Source organism: Dyadobacter pollutisoli (assembly GCF_026625565.1).
Classification (GTDB): Bacteria; Bacteroidota; Bacteroidia; order Cytophagales; family Spirosomataceae; genus Dyadobacter; species Dyadobacter pollutisoli.
In genome coordinates, this window is the sequence record NZ_CP112998.1 from 2,340,636 (window position 1) to 2,356,548 (window position 15,913).

Genomic DNA, 15,913 nt, shown 5'->3' on the forward strand with positions numbered 1-15,913 from the left:
GTTAAGTATATTTTGAGCATAATTGATCCTACTTATTCTCCTCAAACCACCCCACAATCTCCGGATACAAATCAGCCAGCACCTGGCCCTTCTTCCTGTTTTTATAAAGCTTTACCAGAAACTGGTCAAACTCTGCAAATTTTACGAAACCCCGTGAATTGACCATCATTTCTTCGGTTTGTTGAATCAGCTGGTCTTGCTCATTTTCGGGTGCGTAATCTGCGTAGCGGAGACATACTAACGCCCAGTTCATGTATTCATTAAAAGACGCAAACGGATCATTGTAGTACTTCGCAGGTTTTTCGGGATTGTTCCAGGTAGCGAGATTGGCGAAAGCTTTCGCGATTCTCTCGGTGTATTGCGGCTTTGCGCTTTCCAGGTCAATGAATGCGTGATTGAGCTCCGTGAAAATGATGGAACCGTCTTGAACCAGAGAGGCTTTTTTTGACAATGTTCTAGTATTATTTTTTTCGTTAAAAGGAAAGTTTACATGTGCCTGGGCTTCCTTAAAGCCGTCAAGATCAAACCGCGCGGCTGATTGGTTCTGACTCACCAGCGGCGAAAATATGATCTTGAATGAGTCATATCTTGCAGATGGGAAGTTGGCTGTCAACCACTTCTGCATTTCAGGGACGCCGATGGAATCACGGTAACTGATGATCAGGCCATCGTAGTAGGACTTATGTTTGGCGTAGAAATCAGCAAACTTCGTCTTGACGGCGAAATCCTGCAAGGCTGGAATGAATGACCTTAGATTGTTTGTGTTTGAAAAGCCGATACGGTCATAGGTAGCGCTTTGGACTATCTTTTCGTTGTGAAATTCAAAGGCATAGGCATCCATTTTCAGTGCATGATAATTGTCGTGATTGGAGATTTCAGCATTCACGGTGCCCACTATCGGCTCGTCCCTATACTGATCAAACCATTTTAGCACGTCGGAATAATATGCATTGTTTTTCCTGATCAGGCCATTGTCTTTCTTTCCTTCACTCGTGATCGCCATGACTACATTCATGAGTTCATAAACCTCGGGGATTTCTACGAATGTTTTGCCGGTGTGTGACTTTTTGTAGTCGTCGAAAAATTGTGCGCGGGGAACGTCGAGATGACCTTTGATCGCCGTAAATGCGCTGTCCTTTCCATTTAACAAAACGACAAATTCATAATAATCACCAGGTTTTACATCAAATAGAATTGAGTCTTCGTCGGTAATGAAAGTAACAGGCTTACCAGCTTTCGGAAGGTAAACGTCATACACGTCTGGTTTGATCCCCGGGGAAATATTCCAGTCGGATTTCCTCAATTCGTTCCCAATTCTAATATCGACGCGTTTACCTGTTGCGCTAATTACTTTGGTATTTTGAGAAAACGATCCGGCCACATTGAAAAGCGAGATGAGTGTGACGAAGAGGCTGGCCAGTGCAAGTTTGCTCATGATGAAGTAAATTTTCTTGTATAAGGTTACAAAATGACGGCTTTAACTATTTCTGTCCTTATTTTAGGTGAAATTTATTCATTCAATCTAATGCAAAGAAGAGACTTTGTCAAACTGGGCAGTATGCTAGCTGCTGTTGCGGCTCCCGATGGTGTTTTCGCTGAAAATAGTCGATTAAAAGACCCTCGAAAGGCGAGCCAAGCGGTCGATTTCCTGCATGACGGTTTAAATCTGAGCCCGAAGGATTATGCAGGCTTGCTGATGAAGCTTGCGGATGAAGGTAAAATCAAGCCAGATTTTTATTCCAATGGCGGGGTAGTAGAAGAATTGGAGAACAAATTTGCGCAATTGCTCGGAAAGGAATCCAGCGTTTTTATGCCAACGGGAACACTGGCAAACCACATTGCCATTCGCAAATTGTCCGGGAATAATCACAGGGTAATTGTTCAGGAACAGAGCCATATTTACAATGATACCGGAGACAGTTCACAGATTTTGAGCGGATTAAACCTGATTCCATTGGGCACTAATGCTGTCGAGTTTTCTTTGGAAGATGTCGAAAGGGTCATTGCCAAGACCAAACTGGGTCGGGTAGAGGCACAGATTGGTGCTATTGCGATAGAAACACCGGTAAGACGCCAGCAGGACAGAATGGTGCACTATGAAAGCCTGAAAAAAATAACGGATTATGCCAAAACGAATGGTATCAAAACGCATTTGGACGGAGCCAGGTTGTTCAAGCAGGCCGTTCATACGGATGTTGAACCCAAAAAATACGGTGAACTGTTTGATACGGTTTTTACTTCGATGTGGAAGTGCTTTAATGCTTCTTCGGGAGCGGTTTTGGCCGGTGACAAAGCATTTACCGAAAAACTGTTCCATGAAAGAAGAATGTTCGGAGGAGGTTTGCCTGCGGCGTGGGTTTTCGCAGCCGTTGCATTGCATTATGCCGACGGTTTTATAGATGACTACAAAATGGCATGGTCAAACAGTGAAAAGTTGTTCAAAGAATTGGCAAAGAATGAGCGTATCCAATTTGGCATAATAGAAAACGGCTCACACTTTGTCAATTTGCAGCTTAACCAGGCCAATCCGGACAAATTCAGGGAAGGGCTGGCGAAAAGAAGCATCGAAATAGCCAAATCCGGTGACCACGGCTTTATGCTGAAAGTTAATCCTTCCATAAACCGCGTTCCTGTTCAGGAGTTGACCAGATTGTTTTTGGAGGCATTGAAAGAGGCTTGAAAATGACTGAATGCTGTTGTAAAAAGTAGTTGAGTTTATCAACACCAACCACTAACCTTCATGTACAAATCCAAACAACCACAACAATGCAAAACATCTTTTTACCCGAAACTGTATCTCAATTAACTGAAAGATTAGACGTACTCCGTGCTGAGACGCAGCCGCAGTGGGGCAAAATGAATGCTCCTCAGATGCTTGCCCATTGCAATGTTGCCTATGAAATGGCTTTTGAAAACAAACACCCCAGACCGAATATTCTGATGAGGCTGATGCTGCAAGTATTCGCAAAAAGTACTGTTTGTGGAGACAAACCCTATGCCAAGAGCCTCCAAACGGCTCCCGCGTTTATCATAGTTGATGAGCGCGACTTTGAAATCGAGAAGAACCGGTTGATAGGCTATATGAAAAAGACAGTCGATCTTGGAGAGGCGCATTTTGATGGCAAGGAATCATTGAGCTTTGGTAAACTAACTGCCAGCCAGTGGAATACGATGTTTTACAAACATCTGAACCATCACCTGACGCAGTTTGGGGTATAGCAATGAATGAACAAAAGTTTTGGAGCAAATGTCAGTTTCTGATAACTTTAAGAGCCGCGAAACCAGCAGCGTTTCGGGCAGATGAACTAGCCAAATGAAAAGACATGATCGACAAATTAGCCTTTATTGAAATACAAGACAAAAAAGTACTCGTTGCACGTACCCGGGGGCGCAACGTTTACTATCTCCCTGGCGGAAAAAGGGAAACCGGCGAATCCGACGAGCAGGCCCTGACCCGGGAGATAGAGGAGGAGTTAACTATCAAAATCGATCCGGCGTCTGTTGAGTTTTATGGGACATTCCTTGCTCAGGCGCACGGCCAGCCCCAGGGCGTGATGGTGAATATGCGCTGCTATGCGGGCTTGTATTCCGGCGAGATTGCTCCTTCCGCGGAAATCGAAGAGGTTGCATGGTTGTCTTACGCCGATAGGGAGAAAGTATCGGAAGTAGACAAAATTATATTTGACGACCTGAAAGCAAGGGAACTGCTGGACTGATTCCCGCTAATCCTAAATTATTCCGGCCCGGCTTTATTCCGCTAGCTCAATGTATTGGTTCAGAATACGTTCCAGTTCAGCTTTCTTGCCTTCAATGTCCTGCATATCAGTGAGGTAAACCATTCTCCGATCCTTGTAATCTCCTTCCAAAAGGGAAGACTTAACCTGGACAATGGCAATATGATGAAATACCAGGTGCACGTTTTTCTGTGACCGGGGATTGAATGTCAGCAGGTCTGCGGAAGTGTAGTAACTGGGCGCGTTCCATTTAATCCTTTCCGAGATTTTGGGATTCGCATTTTTGATAATATTGCGGACGGCTTCTATTTCTGCTTTTAACGGATGTTCCAGCTTGTCCATAAATTCGGCTACCTGCTCGGCGTCCGTTAATTTTTTGGCGCGAGGTTTCGAGGCTGGTTTGTCTTTTTGAGCTGACATTGTATGTGGTTTGCTAATAAGTGAGATACTATTTTGTGAATGGACTTGCTATGAAACTGGGCTTGACTGTCATTTGATCATACAAATAACAACAAAAAGGAAAAGCCTCTGACATGCAAAAGCTTTTCCGAATGCGCTCGGGTTCTTTGTCTTGACAGAAAAGAAGCACCAACTAATCGCTAAACTGATAGAGAGGAGGCTAACGTATCGTTAATTGATGGGTTAGGTTAGGGTTGTTTTTTCCTTTTTTATGCGCTTGCTCCAGATGGCTGCCCCACCATCTGCACACCGTGAGGAATATGAGGAGCGCGAGCAGCATAGACTGCAAAATGAAATACTTATACTTTACGAATCTCATGATGTACACAGGCTAGGGTCTGACTATATAAATGTAGAAATAGCTGGATAAATATGAAAAAAGCAGGCATTCCAAAAACATTCCAATTTGTTATAGGCTGATTTTGTGGCAATTATATAGTTTCCACCACAGTGTTAAGGTCAGCCTCTTCGGGTATGTTCAGTTTTTTACGGATGCGGTGCCTGATGACCCTGACGCTTTGAACGGAGATTCCAAGGGTGCTGGCCATTTCTTTATAGGTCAGATTTAGCTTGGCAAGAGCCATAAAACGGGTTTCAGCAGGGGTAAGGCCGGGCAGCTTTTCTCTGAGACGGTGGAGGTAACCCGAGTGGATTTTCTCGAAAAGCCCCCTGAAATACTCCCACTGTTCGTCCGTGAGAATGGTGCTTTTTTGCAGTTCCTGTCTCGTTTCCTCGCTCACATTAATTCCATATCGGGCGCTTAATTCTTCAACAAGCAGGTTCTTTTCTGAGATACTGCGTCTAAATTCTTCCAGCTGGAGAGTGGAAAACGTCAGTTCCTGCTCTGCCTTGATCAGCTGATCGTTGATAATGCGCTGTTTCTCTCTGACTTTGTAATAATGCGTTTTGTAAAAATAGAATAGGACCACGATCAGCAGTACCATCAGGATAAGTAAAATATTACGTTCCAATGTCTTGATCTGCTTTTCGGCGGCAACGCGCTCCAAAGCCGCTCGGTGCGATTGCAATTGTGCTTTTTCCGTCGCCCTCAGCATCTGAATGGAGTTAAACTCATTGGCCAGCTGGTCTTTGATGTGATTTGCCGAATCCAGATATGCATTGGTCAGTAGAAGGTTGCCCTGCGTTGCATACACCTTTCCGAAAATCTGATAGAGTTGTTCCAACGGTTTCAGAAGTCCCGACCGCCTCACAGATTCACGGGCCCGTACCATCGTTTCCGCTGCCATGGAAATTCGGTTCGTCCTGAAATAGATGTCGCTCATCAAAGTGAGTGATTTGGCGGCCTGATCGGGATCACCGATGATCAATGCCTGATCTACATTACTTTTTAACAACGGCATTGCTTTGTCGTAATTTCCACGTAAGTAGTTAGTAAGGCCCAGCCCGCCCTGCGCTATTCCCTTCCAGACGGCGTAGTCATTAATACCTACGTTGGCCAATATTCTCTCGAAGTACACATCCGCGGAATCAAGTCGGCCTTGCTTCACAAAGCAGAGCCCGATCGTATTCATGGCTGTGTTATGTACGCCTCGATGGTCCTCTATTACTTCTACCGTCAATGCCTCTCTACAAAAACGGACCGCATTTCTGAAATCAGCGAAGAAGTAGTAAGCTTCCCCAATTTGAGTGAGCGTATATGCTTTTTCCGGGAATTCCTTGCCGGTTGTTTTTTTGAGCAGCGGGTATATTTTAAGATATTGTTCAAATGCGAGCTCATAGTTTTTGGTCTGATACCAATAAAGGTGCCTGAGGAGCATTCTGGCCCTGATCTGAATTTGCAGGTTGTTCGCATCTTCTCCTTTTTTGATCACCTCTCTGATCCCATGGATCAGCGTACGGGGGCTTTCCTTTCGGATCTGTGATTTTTGAAGCATAAGCAAAAGGTCGGATTCCAGGATCAGATCTTCATCTTTCGCTTTAATCGCTACTTCACGAAGCTTTTGAATCGATTTAAACGATTCAATGGTATCGGCCGTGTTCAGGTGCAATCCTATGAACTGACGAATGACCGTGTAGCGTTCGGCGTGGGTTTTATTAATGATGTGTTCAAACTGCGCAGATGCCTGCCAGTAAATCAGAGTAAGTAAAGACAAAAGGATAATGAAACGATTGGGAAGCAAATCTTTCATTCTGGAATTTCGGGCGGTAAGCAGTAAAAATAGTAATATTTGGGGAGGAAATTTACAACGAAAAACAGGTTTCCCGGACATAAAAGCCAGAAAACCTGTTCGAAAAACCAGATCTTATTAAGATAATAGTGTGTAAAACGTAACTTATCTGTTGTTCTTGGAAGATATGCGCTCGACTTTTTCGGAGCGGATGTAAGAAACTGCCCAGATGATCATAATGAAACTTAGAAAGATAAGTACTTCTCCTTCACGGGCTATGCGTAATGATGAGTAATCCATTGTGTAAAGTTGTTAGTATTGAGTTTAGATTAAATGTGTATATAATAGTATAAATGTGAATCAGGACGCATGGTAAACGGAGAGCTCAATCGCGCGACTTTTACCCCAGGAAATTTGTTTGACACCCAAAATATAATAACTGCCATCGGCCGTTTGATAAGTAATTACTGTATTGGAAGGCAAATTTTGAGCTGAACAGGGATGCCCTAGCAGATGGTTTGGTAAAAGGTAGTTTACCGTACTGCTCTGGTTTAATTGCGACCGGCTGAGGCCATGGAAGAATGGATTGCGGGAAGGAAAGAACTGAACTTTCGCTGGCGGGAATGTGGTGTTCAAACCTTCCCGGGAAATCCAGTTTACATCGCCGAGCGGGTAGTCGGAGAGTAAGTGCGGGTTAGCGAAATCGAGACTTTTTTCGAATGGAATAATTGCGGTTTTTACAAGTTGCAGTTCAAAAGTTTGAGGGAATTGAACGAGTATCTTGTGAGCTTCGGAATGCTCGCCGAGCGAGTTTTCTGCAGGCGTCGAAATGTTTTCAGTCACATTCGCGTTGAAGGGGTTTGTGCTGAAATACCCTTTTAGCGTAAGGGTAATACTGATCGTGAGCAGTACTGGGATGAGACTTTTCATTGAGTTTTTTAGAATAGAATAGGCTAATGGAAGTCAGTCACCGGACGGTGAATGGCGCCTTTTGGGACGCATTGCAAACTTACGGTCAGCGTAAACCAGTAGTCAAGTCAAAGGGGTATACATGAGGTAAACCCCTATAATATAAGGGTATACAAAAGGTGTACATGCAGAAAAAATGCCCTCCTTTTCTAAAAAAGAGGGCATTTTGTACTAATAATGAATGTATTTCAGAGAATATTAAACAGCCATCAGGTAGTCGCTCAAACTACTCTCTTCACTCAGATTCAGCTTTTTACGCAGCCTGTGGCGGGCCGTTTTTACACTGTCGGGAGAAATGTTCAATAGCGCTGCTGCCTCTTTAAGGTTGAGGTTAAGCCTGATCAGAGCACATAGCCGAAGCTCGCCGCCACTCAGCTCGGGATTTTCTTTTTTTAGCTTCAAGAAGAAGTCTTTATGAACTCCTTCGAAGTACATTTTAAACTCTTCCCAATCTTTATCCTGTGTAAAACTGTAATCGATCAGATTGAGCAATTTGGAAAGCAGCGGCGAGTTTTCATCTCGTTTTCCATTCTGAAGAGTGGTGGAAACAATGCTCCGGATCTCTTCCAGAATGCCATTTTTTTGGATCAGGTTGAGTGTATGTGTGGTCAATGCTTTGTTCCTGAATTCCAGTTCTGCGGTAAGCTGCTCTTCCTTTTCGATCCTGTTGCGGATCTCTGTTTCTGCCAGCTGCCGCTGCACATGATTTAATTCCCGATCCTTGGTTTGTTTGAGTTTTTGCCTGTTGAATGCGAGCGCAAGCAGAATGATAACAGCCGCGAGCGTTACCGCCACGGTATTTCGCGTGGCATAGCCCAGGTCCTTCTCCTTTTGCAACAACTTTATTTCGTCTTCTTTTTTCTGGCTCTCATAATGTACGCGCAGATTTGCAATCTTGTTGGCATTTTCAGCATTAAAAAGAGAGTCCCTCAGTGTAGAGGACAGCTTTTGGAACCGATAGGCATCAGCATAGTTGCCGGTTTCGCCATAAACTTTTGATAGTCCTTCCGAGGCTAGTTGCAAAGCTGGTTTTAAGCCGAGAGAGTCAGCGAGCACATAGGCTTTTTGAAAATGAACGATGGCATTATTGTTCTGTTTCAGCTTGTGATAAACGTTACCGAGCCCGTTGTAAGACGTTACCATTAAACGTTTGCTCTTGAATGTTCGGTTAAGGTCCAATGCTTTTTCGTACGAAGCCTGCGCTTTCTCGTAGTCACCCATTTGAAAACTGATATCTCCCAGGTCGTTTCGGCAAATGATTTGGCCGTTAAGGTCTTTAAAGCCTTCAAATATTATTAAGGCCTCGGTGGCGTTTTGCTGGGCGAGGGCGTATTTCTTCTGTCTGTTGTAAATCGCAGCCATATTGATATGTGCGCCGCCAACGGATTTGAGATCTCCAAGCTTTTTCCAGATTTCCTGCGCCTGTTTGTAGAAGGATAGTGATTCGTCGTAATTCTGTTGTTTTTTATGGATAATCCCCATGCTATTGAGCAGCGAGCCTACGCGGCTTTGGTCGTTGATTTCCCGGAAAATGGAAATAGCCTGGGTATAATTTTCCAGAGCTTGTCCATAATTGCCCTGTTCACCGTACACAATGCCGGTATTGGAAATGGCGCTTGCGAAGCCTTTTTTATCGCCGATCTTCTCATACAGGTCGCGGCTTTTGGTATAGAAATCCAGCGAAGCAGGGTAGTTATTTTTCTGCCAGTGGTACACACCCATGCTCTGGTAGCTACGTGCCATGCCACGTGTGTAGTCGAGCTTCTCGGATAACGCCAGCGCTTCGTTTGAATAGGCTATCGTTTTTTCAGGGGCCGAGCTCCAGTACTCCATCGCCAGGTCAATCAGCAGATTGACTTTGCCTGTATCGACAGGCGATTTTTTTAATTGAGTTTCCAGCGAGTCGATGCGCTGTGAGTGAACAAAATGAGGAACGAAGGAACAAAAGAGTAACAGGTAAACATACGGTTTCATAAGGACGTAAACGTCAAGTCGTTAAGGGGCAATAAATATAAAAGAAATTAACGTATGGATGTATCCGTATTAGCGAAAGGTCAAAAAAATGGCGGTCATTTCTGACCGCCGCGCAACCCACAACAAAGAGTGGCACAGTTATTAATCTGCGATTACATGATTGTAGTCCTTGACTAATCTAAGGTTTTGAAACCTGTATTTGTGGTCAACCATCATGTTATTCTACGGAAAACAGCAAAATGAATTGCTCACAAAATGACCATTAATGATCTTTCTGCCCGGAAATTTCCGGTTCCTTTTAACATGATGAGAGAGGTTGCTGGCACTAAGCTAGCACAAATACATGGTCCGTCAAAAGAATAATTTTTTTTGTCATTTTGGCCTTTCCTGGCATAGGTTTTTTGCAGGTTTTGAAATCATATGGAAAATACAAAACAACCATTACATTCAGGAAGGCTAATTATTGTTGCTTATCGATTGCCATTTAAATTAATAAGGGAGAACGATGAGGTGCAGTTATTTCAGAATTCCGGCGGGTTGGTTTCGGCGGTTTTATCATTGGTAAATGATCAGAAGGAGCCGATTTTCAGTTCTGCCGAACGAATTCAATGGGTAGGTTTTTCTGAAAATACACCCGAGGAACTGGAAGGGCAATCGCTGGAAAATGATGATTTCCAGGCGCATCCGGTATTTATTTCCGATGAAGTAAATGAGAATTATTACGAAGGATTTTGCAACAACCTAATCTGGCCGCTATGCCATTATTTTCCTTCCCTTGCCCGCTTTGAAGAGGCTTACTATGATGCTTATAAGGTGGCCAACAGGCTGTTTTATGACAAGGTAGCCGAAATTATCCAGCCCGGAGACGTGGTTTGGGTGCAGGACTACCAGCTGATGTTATTACCTGACATGATACGGCAGAGGTTTCCCGAAAACAAGATAGGGTTCTTTTTTCACATTCCATTTCCTTCTTTCGAGCTCTTCCGTTTACTGCCGGTTGCCTGGCGCAAGGCGATTGTCGACGGTATTTTGGGAGCTGACGTAGTAGGGTTTCATACCAATGACTATGTAGAGTATTTCCTTAAAGCGGCCAGGCTAGTTTCGGGTTATGGCAATAAGTTGCATTACATTAATATGAGCAACAGGATCATTAAAGTTGATTCGTTTCCGATCAGCATTGATTTTCATAAGTTTAACGATGCATTTGAAGAACCGGAGGTAGCTGTTGCCAGAAACGATGCAAGGAATTCTTTAAAAGAGAAGATTATTTTTTCAGTCGATCGGCTGGATTACTCAAAAGGGATCATTCACAGGCTCAGAGGTTATCAGCGGTTTCTGGAAAATTGCCCCGAGTGGCACGAAAAAGTGTCATTTGTAATGGTGGTAGTGCCGTCGCGCGACACCATTGAGCAATACCAGCAGATGAAGTCGGACATTGACCAGACCGTAGGCAGGATCAATGCTGACTACGGTAATATTTATTGGCAGCCGATTATTTATCAGTACCGGTCTATGCCATACCACGAGCTGGTGGGTATGTACACGGCGAGCGACGTAGCACTCATTACGCCTGTGAGAGATGGTATGAACCTGGTTTGCAAGGAATATGTTGCGAGCCGGAAGGATAGGCAAGGCGTATTGATACTTAGTGAGATGGCAGGCGCGGCCGCAGAACTTGGCGAGGCGCTGATCATCAATCCGCTGGACCAGCAGGACATTGCAGACGCGATTAAAACCGCATTTGAAATGCCCATTGAAGAACAAACCAAAAGAATGGACGCCATGCGCGAGCGTATATTAGATTACGACGTTTTTGCCTGGACCAATGATTTTTTTACCCAAATGACGATGCTTGAACTAGAACACGAAAGGCTACGCCAGGTGTTTCTGACCAATAGTGGTATTGATTCGATTCGAAAGGCGTATCAATCCTCGACAAACAGGATTTTATTTTTTGACTATGACGGAACATTGGCTCCGATCGTGCCCGATCCGGCCAAGGCAATTATTTCCGAGGACGTGAAGAAGCTGATACAGGAGATTGCGAAAAAAGATACGGTTATCATTATTAGCGGGCGGGACCGTCACTTTCTGGATCAGCTTTTTGCCGATATGCCTGTTCATATCATTGCGGAACATGGTGCATTGACCCGAACGAAGGGTAGTAGTGAATGGCAGCTTAATGAAAGCTATGAGGAAAACTGGAAGGATAGCATCCGTCCAATCATGCAAATTTATGCCAAAAGATGCCCCGGTGCATTTGTAGAAGAAAAAGAAACCGCGCTGGCATGGCATTACCGCACTGCTGACGAAAAGGAGTATGCCAACAGACGGGCGCAAGAGCTACTCTGGCAATTGAAGAACTACATTCAACCAGAGCTGAACTTGCAGGTGATTGACGGTAACAAGGTCGTGGAAGTTAAAAAGACGGCTTTCAACAAAGGTACCGCTGCACGAATTTTTGTTGAAAATGGTAACTATGACTTTGTACTCGCGATCGGTGACGACACCACGGACGAGGACATGTTTGAGGCCCTGCCTGACGACTCATTTACCATTAAAATCGGGGACGACCTTTCCGCGGCCCGCAACCATATCAGAAGCCAGGAAGAGGTCTTCCATTTTCTTGATTTTATGGTGTCGGCGATAGGAGAGTAATGCTTGCCTTTGTATTTTAGAGGTCAAATGCAGGAACCGTTACAACTTCTTTATTCGCTTGTCAATGCTGTTCAGCCTCTGCCTGAGGACGACTGGGCGGCTTTTTCGTCAATATGGAAACCTTTTCAGGCTGGGCGGAAGGAGATTGTTACTTCGGTGGGAGAGAGGGAAAAGTATTTGTATTTTGTAATGGAAGGCGTTCAGAGAGTGTATTATCTCGACGATCAAAACCGGGAAGCGACGATTGTGTTTACCTATGCTCCGTCGTTTGGAGGAGTAGTTGATTCGTTGCTGCTGGAACAGCCTTCGCGCTATTATTATGAAACGCTCACGCCGTCCCGCTTTCTGAAAACACCCTATACCGAACTCAAATCGTTGATGAATGAAAGACCTTCCATTGAAAGAATGGTGCGTCAGGGGCTTACCCAAACATTGTCCGGGGTAATGGAGCGACTGGTGGAAGTGCAATGCTTTTCGTCCGAGGACAAGTTTCGGAAACTGCTTTTGCGCAGTCCGCATATTTTGCAATTGGTACCTCACAAGTATCTCGCTAACTATCTGGGCATTAACCCCACTAATTTCAGTAAATTGGTAAATAAGGTAAGAATTTGAAAATGTTGGTTTTTACCAAAATTCAGAAAGGGCAGAGCCAGCATCTTTGCATTGAATTCAACATTAAATGCAATGGAAAAAGTCAATAAAAGGAACCTGCTGCTGAAACTCGAAGACCGGGTCGAAGGTCATATTTCGGATACGATAGTGCTGTTCCAAAACATGGAAGATGCTTTTTTGAATGAGCCTTCGGTGTCGGGAGGGTGGAGTATCGCCCAATGTCTGGAACATTTGAATAGTTATGGGCAGTACTACCTGCCCAAAATCCGCGAGCAAATGGCGGAAGCAGCCGATCAACCGGAAAAACAGGATTTTCAGAGTAGCTGGTTGGGAGCCTATTTTACCAGAATGATGGAACCCGAAACCGGCAAAGGCAAATACAAAGCTTTCAAGGGCCATATCCCGGCGTCGGACCTGAATGCAGCCGAAACCGTTGCCGAATTTCTCCGGCAACAGGAAGATTTGTTGATGTTACTCAGGGCCGCTGGTAGTAAGGATCTGGAAACCATTAAGATACCGGTATCCATTCTGCCTTTTATAAGGTTAAGGGTAGGAGATGTCTTTCAGTTTATTATCGCCCACAACGAGCGGCATATGCAACAGGCAATGCGAAATCTGATCAGGGAAACCAGTTTCTAAGCCCTGTAAAGCACTTAGGCGATGGTTAGTCCGCCATTATCATCCAGGTTTTCAAGTTTAACAAAGTGGCAAACGTACCCGGCAGAGCGAAGTACTGCCTGTATTCTGGTAAAATCCGATAATTCCGAAGTAAGGGTCAGAAGCAGTTCCTGGAAATCATAAGCCCAGTGTTTCACGTTTAATTGTTTGAGACAATCATGCAATCGCTGAAACGACTTGGTGTTTTTGATTTTAGTACGAAATGAAATCTTATATGTATTTCTCATTGTAATTCAAATTATGAAGGATAGGTTTTGATGAAGTATAGTCTATCATATCGCTGGTATTAGTTTGCTTCCCAAATGTGATACTTATTTATAATAATTACAAATAAGTGCTATTTTTAATTTTTAAATCAAAAAAGCTTCGCAACCCGGACGTAAGTTGCAAAGCTTTTTTGATTATTGCTTTATTGGAATATTAAGAATTTATTAGACTTGTCATTTCCAGTTTCTATCGAGGAAATCAACCCAGTTACGCCACATAATTTGTTCAATGTCCTGTGCCGAGTAGCCACGCGAGGATAGGATTGAGGTAATGGATTGCAGGTCGGCGATGGAATCGAGGTCACCGGGCGACTGTTCTTTTCCATAAGCTCCGTCCAGATCTGAACCTATACCCACGTGCAGTGCATTGCCCGCCAGCTGGCAAATATGGTCAATGTGCTGAGCAACATGTTCGATTTTCAAACCGGTACTTTCGGGTGTGGATTTTCCCCTGATCCAGCCGGGAATCATCATCCAGGCGTCAAAAGCCATACCGATGACAGCTTTTCTTCCCAGCAATTCCCTGATCATCGGATCGGAGAACTGGCGGTTGTGAGGGACGATCTCCCGTACCAGATTGTGGCTCGCCCAAACCGGTCCTTTGAAAATGTCCAAAGCCTCCCAAAAAGCGGTATCGCATAAATGCGTCGCATCGAGAATGATACCCAGCTTATCCATTTCACGAAGCAGGTCTTTGCCTTTTTGGGACAGCGGCTGGTCAGAATCGGTACCATATGCGTACACGCCGGGGCCGTAGTGTGCCGGACCGATCGCGCGCAGACCGTATTGATAAGCTATTTCAAGATTTTTGAGACTAATGAATGAATCAGCACCTTCCAGGCTCAGGATATAACCGATAGGAAGATTTTCAGTTGATTCGGCTGTTTGCCAAAGGTTTAAGTGCTTGTGCAGTCCCGCCAGGTCGGTGATCTGTACCATTTCGCCAGCTTCTTCCATGGCTTTGTACCAGGCGATCTGGGCCTGGGTTTGCGCCCATGCCTGTGCCTGCGAGTGCCAGCCGGGAATTTTACTGTCTGGTTTTACAAAACGACCGATCTGCGTAGCGACGCACATTCCAATGTTGCCTTTGCGCATTTCCGGAAAGCTAACTACTCCTTTGCCACGATCGGGCTTATCGGTCAGGTTCTTTTCGCGTTCACGAATGGCACTTAGTTCCTGCGTCAAATCCCGGTTCCATTCAACAGCATTCATCGAAAGGTCGAGATGGGCATCAAAAAGAAACATGTAAGAATATTTTTAAATGAGTACTAAATAGTCAGTCTGCGGGTGCGGGCAGTGATTTTCCATTCATTGACAACGTCGCCATTTTCAATGATGCTGGCATAGTCATGCAATGCTACTGATGGGCAAATGTGATATGGAAGCGCATAAAACACATCGCCGATCTGCACAGATTCCCACGCTTCGGCGCTAACCTGCAATACACCATGTTCCTCGCTCTGACTTAGAACTGTATAGCCGCTGAGGTTCAGGAGTTTAAACCGGTTTTCAACAGGGTTTTCGGCTGCAATGGCTTTGTGGCCCAGGTCGATGGTGACAATACCAGCCGTAGGTTTTGAAACCACACGGGTAAGGATAAGCGCTGCGTGTTGAAATGGTTGCCCGTCAAACCGGTCGCCGTAACCCCAATCCCAAAGTACATTGGTTCCGGGACTGAGAAAAACTTCCGGCCGCAATGCATGCACCGTAAATGAAGGAGATCCGCCTGCAATGATCATCGGCTCGCTGGCTCCATCGTTTTTGATCAGGTCCAATAGCGGTAGCACTTTGTCATAGGCTTCATCGGTCGCCAGTTTTCTTTCGGAAAATTCGGGGTTTCTAATGTGGCCGTCATAGGCGTGGACTCCACTAAATGAAATGTTCGACAAGCCGGTAACATAGCGGTACAGAGCTAGTATAGATCCGTCTGTCGGACTTCCCGAACGGTTCATACCATTGTTTACATCTATGAAAAACGTCGACGTAAAATCATGTGCTACCGACGCCTCGTTCAAATCATTCGCCGACTTTTCATTGTCGATCAACGACGAGAAAGTGATGTCGGGATACTTAGCACGCAATTGAAACAGCCGTGAGATATTGGGCCCCACCAGTTGGTACGCAATCAGGATCCATTTGGCGCCTGCGTCGGCCAGCATTTCTGCTTCGGCGATCGTGGCACATTTAAATTTATTAATACCCTGTTCCAGCTGAATCTTAACAATTTCGCTGCATTTATGAGTCTTAATGTGGGGTACCAAACGATTTGCATCTCCGGCAATGCTGATCATGCTACGGATATTGTGCTCAATACGCTCTTTATAGAAAAGCAATGAGGGCGAAATCACTTCTTGCGGATTTGTGAGTTGGAACCAGGCCATTTGTTTCAATTTTGAATTAGTGAATGAGTGAATGAGTGAATGAAGCAAAATAT

Annotated in this window: 15 protein-coding genes; 6 read left to right on the plus strand and 9 right to left on the minus strand. The window is 44.7% G+C overall.

The annotated features are described in order from the left end of the window. Positions 1 to 28: 28 nt before the first annotated feature. Positions 29 to 1,435 carry a DUF4932 domain-containing protein gene (locus ON006_RS09650; protein ID WP_244824282.1) on the minus strand — a complete coding sequence of 469 codons (1,407 nt, stop codon included), beginning with the start codon at positions 1,433 to 1,435 and terminating at the stop codon, positions 29 to 31. A gap of 90 nt (positions 1,436 to 1,525) precedes the next feature. Between ON006_RS09650 and ON006_RS09655 the strand changes: the two genes are divergently transcribed. From ON006_RS09655 to ON006_RS09665, 3 genes are all read left to right on the plus strand, one after another. Further along, the gene (locus tag ON006_RS09655; RefSeq protein ID WP_244824283.1) at positions 1,526 to 2,680 is read left to right on the plus strand and encodes a threonine aldolase family protein; all 1,155 of its coding nucleotides are present in this window, start codon (positions 1,526 to 1,528) and stop codon (positions 2,678 to 2,680) included. A gap of 86 nt (positions 2,681 to 2,766) precedes the next feature. Further along, a complete protein-coding gene (locus ON006_RS09660) occupies positions 2,767 to 3,219 on the plus strand; it encodes a DUF1569 domain-containing protein (protein WP_244824284.1) in 453 nt (150 codons plus the stop codon). 104 nt (positions 3,220 to 3,323) lie between these two features. Next, on the plus strand, positions 3,324 to 3,716 hold the full coding sequence (locus ON006_RS09665) for an NUDIX hydrolase (RefSeq protein WP_244824285.1): 393 nt from the start codon (positions 3,324 to 3,326) through the stop codon (positions 3,714 to 3,716). Positions 3,717 to 3,749: 33 nt separating this feature from the next. On the opposite strand, the gene ON006_RS09670 is transcribed toward ON006_RS09665, so the two are convergent. From ON006_RS09670 to ON006_RS09690, 5 genes are all read right to left on the minus strand, one after another. Next, on the minus strand, positions 3,750 to 4,154 hold the full coding sequence (locus ON006_RS09670; RefSeq protein ID WP_244824286.1) for a DUF1801 domain-containing protein: 405 nt from the start codon (positions 4,152 to 4,154) through the stop codon (positions 3,750 to 3,752). Positions 4,155 to 4,624: 470 nt separating this feature from the next. Beyond that, on the minus strand, positions 4,625 to 6,343 hold the full coding sequence (locus tag ON006_RS09675; RefSeq protein ID WP_244824287.1) for a tetratricopeptide repeat protein: 1,719 nt from the start codon (positions 6,341 to 6,343) through the stop codon (positions 4,625 to 4,627). Positions 6,344 to 6,487: 144 nt separating this feature from the next. After that, positions 6,488 to 6,622 carry a hypothetical protein gene (locus ON006_RS09680; RefSeq protein ID WP_255773050.1) on the minus strand — a complete coding sequence of 45 codons (135 nt, stop codon included), beginning with the start codon at positions 6,620 to 6,622 and terminating at the stop codon, positions 6,488 to 6,490. 60 nt (positions 6,623 to 6,682) lie between these two features. Next, positions 6,683 to 7,252: a hypothetical protein gene (locus ON006_RS09685; RefSeq protein ID WP_244824288.1), complete on the minus strand. Its 570-nt coding sequence runs from the start codon at positions 7,250 to 7,252 to the stop codon at positions 6,683 to 6,685. Between the two features lie 237 nt (positions 7,253 to 7,489). Then, positions 7,490 to 9,265, minus strand: coding sequence for a tetratricopeptide repeat protein (locus ON006_RS09690; protein WP_244824289.1), 1,776 nt, complete (start codon positions 9,263 to 9,265; stop codon positions 7,490 to 7,492). 420 nt (positions 9,266 to 9,685) lie between these two features. Here ON006_RS09690 and ON006_RS09695 point away from each other — a divergent pair, with 420 nt between their 5' ends. The 3 genes from ON006_RS09695 to ON006_RS09705 all read left to right on the plus strand — a co-directional run bounded on the left by ON006_RS09695 (position 9,686) and on the right by ON006_RS09705 (position 13,174). Then, positions 9,686 to 11,923 carry a bifunctional alpha,alpha-trehalose-phosphate synthase (UDP-forming)/trehalose-phosphatase gene (locus ON006_RS09695; RefSeq protein ID WP_244824290.1) on the plus strand — a complete coding sequence of 746 codons (2,238 nt, stop codon included), beginning with the start codon at positions 9,686 to 9,688 and terminating at the stop codon, positions 11,921 to 11,923. Positions 11,924 to 11,950: 27 nt separating this feature from the next. Beyond that, positions 11,951 to 12,535, plus strand: coding sequence for a Crp/Fnr family transcriptional regulator (locus tag ON006_RS09700; RefSeq protein ID WP_244824291.1), 585 nt, complete (start codon positions 11,951 to 11,953; stop codon positions 12,533 to 12,535). Between the two features lie 72 nt (positions 12,536 to 12,607). Continuing rightward, positions 12,608 to 13,174, plus strand: coding sequence for a DinB family protein (locus ON006_RS09705; RefSeq protein WP_244824292.1), 567 nt, complete (start codon positions 12,608 to 12,610; stop codon positions 13,172 to 13,174). A 14-nt stretch (positions 13,175 to 13,188) separates the two neighbouring features. On the opposite strand, the gene ON006_RS09710 is transcribed toward ON006_RS09705, so the two are convergent. From ON006_RS09710 to ON006_RS09720, 3 genes are all read right to left on the minus strand, one after another. Beyond that, positions 13,189 to 13,350 carry a hypothetical protein gene (locus ON006_RS09710; RefSeq protein WP_244824293.1) on the minus strand — a complete coding sequence of 54 codons (162 nt, stop codon included), beginning with the start codon at positions 13,348 to 13,350 and terminating at the stop codon, positions 13,189 to 13,191. A gap of 303 nt (positions 13,351 to 13,653) precedes the next feature. Beyond that, positions 13,654 to 14,724 carry a dipeptidase gene (locus ON006_RS09715; protein WP_244824294.1) on the minus strand — a complete coding sequence of 357 codons (1,071 nt, stop codon included), beginning with the start codon at positions 14,722 to 14,724 and terminating at the stop codon, positions 13,654 to 13,656. Between the two features lie 23 nt (positions 14,725 to 14,747). After that, positions 14,748 to 15,860 (minus strand): D-TA family PLP-dependent enzyme, encoded by a 1,113-nt coding sequence (locus ON006_RS09720; RefSeq protein WP_244824295.1) that lies wholly within the window; start codon positions 15,858 to 15,860, stop codon positions 14,748 to 14,750. Positions 15,861 to 15,913: the final 53 nt, after the last annotated feature.

Bases quoted from the DNA above. Each gene is read 5' to 3' on its own strand.
- ON006_RS09695 (WP_244824290.1), top strand. From the start codon at position 9,686: ATGGAAAATACAAAACAACCATTACATTCAGGAAGGCTAATTATTGTT.
- ON006_RS09665 (WP_244824285.1), top strand. From the start codon at position 3,324: ATGATCGACAAATTAGCCTTTATTGAAATACAAGACAAAAAAGTACTC.
- ON006_RS09680 (WP_255773050.1), bottom strand. From the start codon at position 6,622: ATGGATTACTCATCATTACGCATAGCCCGTGAAGGAGAAGTACTTATC.
- ON006_RS09720 (WP_244824295.1), bottom strand. From the start codon at position 15,860: ATGGCCTGGTTCCAACTCACAAATCCGCAAGAAGTGATTTCGCCCTCA.
- ON006_RS09675 (WP_244824287.1), bottom strand. From the start codon at position 6,343: ATGAAAGATTTGCTTCCCAATCGTTTCATTATCCTTTTGTCTTTACTT.
- ON006_RS09700 (WP_244824291.1), top strand. From the start codon at position 11,951: ATGCAGGAACCGTTACAACTTCTTTATTCGCTTGTCAATGCTGTTCAG.
- ON006_RS09690 (WP_244824289.1), bottom strand. From the start codon at position 9,265: ATGAAACCGTATGTTTACCTGTTACTCTTTTGTTCCTTCGTTCCTCAT.
- ON006_RS09655 (WP_244824283.1), top strand. From the start codon at position 1,526: ATGCAAAGAAGAGACTTTGTCAAACTGGGCAGTATGCTAGCTGCTGTT.
- ON006_RS09660 (WP_244824284.1), top strand. From the start codon at position 2,767: ATGCAAAACATCTTTTTACCCGAAACTGTATCTCAATTAACTGAAAGA.
- ON006_RS09685 (WP_244824288.1), bottom strand. From the start codon at position 7,252: ATGAAAAGTCTCATCCCAGTACTGCTCACGATCAGTATTACCCTTACG.
- ON006_RS09715 (WP_244824294.1), bottom strand. From the start codon at position 14,724: ATGTTTCTTTTTGATGCCCATCTCGACCTTTCGATGAATGCTGTTGAA.
- ON006_RS09650 (WP_244824282.1), bottom strand. From the start codon at position 1,435: ATGAGCAAACTTGCACTGGCCAGCCTCTTCGTCACACTCATCTCGCTT.
- ON006_RS09705 (WP_244824292.1), top strand. From the start codon at position 12,608: ATGGAAAAAGTCAATAAAAGGAACCTGCTGCTGAAACTCGAAGACCGG.
- ON006_RS09670 (WP_244824286.1), bottom strand. From the start codon at position 4,154: ATGTCAGCTCAAAAAGACAAACCAGCCTCGAAACCTCGCGCCAAAAAA.